Raw genomic sequence first — 1,232 nt, 5'->3', positions numbered from 1 at the left:
GGAGTCCCAGATCTGGACGGCGGTGCCGTTGGCGGTCTGGTTGCCGGGGGTCTCCAGGACCCGTCCGCTGGCGACGTTGGTCAGGGTGTAGGAGCCGTCGCCGTTCTTGGTGGCCTTCCAGTGCTGGTTGGCGCCGCCGTGGTCGTCCCAGACCAGCAGCTTGGTCCCGTTGGCGGTCTGGCCGCCCGGTTCGTCCAGGACCCGTCCGCTGGCGACGTTGGTCAGGGTGTAGGAGCCGTCGCCGTTCTTGGTGGCGCGCCACTGCTGGTTGGCGGCACCGCTGGCGTCCCACACCTGGAGCGGGGTGCCGTTGCCGTTCTGTCCGGCGGGCTGGTCGAGGACGCGTCCGGCGGCGCCCACCGCGGAGAGCGTGTAGACGGTGCCGGAGTTGATACCGCCGCCCGGCGTACCGCCGCCGGCGCCGCCCAGAGTGGTGAGGACGGCGGTGTAGGCGGGCTTCTTGTTGCCGTTGTTGTCGAACAGCAGCGGGTTCTCACCGGTGCGCCAGGAGTCGCTGTCGCGGATGCCCCACACCGTGATGCCGGTGCAGCGCGCGACGGCGAGGCAGTCCTTGACGGCGTTGTCGTACGCCCCGGCGGACGCCTGGGCGATGTCGAGCTCGGTGATCTGGACGTCGACGCCGAGCGCGGCGAAGTTGGACAGCGTGGTCTGGAAGCTGGCCGGGGGGCCGCCGGCACCGAAGTGGCTCTGGAACCCGACGCAGTCGATCGGCACGCCACGGGCCTTGAAGTCCTTGACCATGCCGTAGACGCCCTGGGTCTTGGCGTCCGTCCAGCTCTCGATGTTGTAGTCGTTGTAGCAGAGCTTCGCCGAGGAGTCGGCACTCCGGGCGGTGCGGAAGGCCTCCTCGATGAAGCCGTTGCCCAGGACGTCCTGGAAGACCGAGCTGCGGTGCCGGCCGCTGCCGCCGTCGGCGAACGCCTCGTTGACCACGTCCCAGGAGTAGATCTTCCCCTTGTAGTGGGACATCTCCTGGGTGATGTGATTGTTCATCACGCCGCGCAGGGTGTTGGCGTCGGTGATCGAGGAGACCCAGTTGGGCAGTTGGGAGTGCCAGACCAGGGTGTGGCCGCGCATGCGCTGGCCGTGTGCGGCGGCGTGGTTGACGATCGAGTCGGCGGGGGCGAAGTTGAACGACCCGCGGGAAGGCTCGGTGGCGTCCCACTTCATCTCGTTCTCCGGGGTGACCATGGTGAATTCCCGGTCGAGAA

At 68.4% G+C, this 1,232-nt stretch carries 1 protein-coding gene; it reads right to left on the bottom strand.

Annotated elements, in window-relative coordinates; all coding sequences use genetic code 11:
• Positions 1–1,232 (bottom strand): glycoside hydrolase family 10 protein (locus tag ABD353_RS39625; RefSeq protein ID WP_344628568.1); only part of this gene is annotated, 1,232 nt, incomplete at both ends.

Source organism: Kitasatospora arboriphila, assembly GCF_039528095.1.
Classification (GTDB): domain Bacteria; phylum Actinomycetota; class Actinomycetes; order Streptomycetales; family Streptomycetaceae; genus Kitasatospora; species Kitasatospora arboriphila.
Note: the sequence above shows the minus strand (reverse complement) of the source record. Positions and strands in the feature narration are given on the sequence as shown.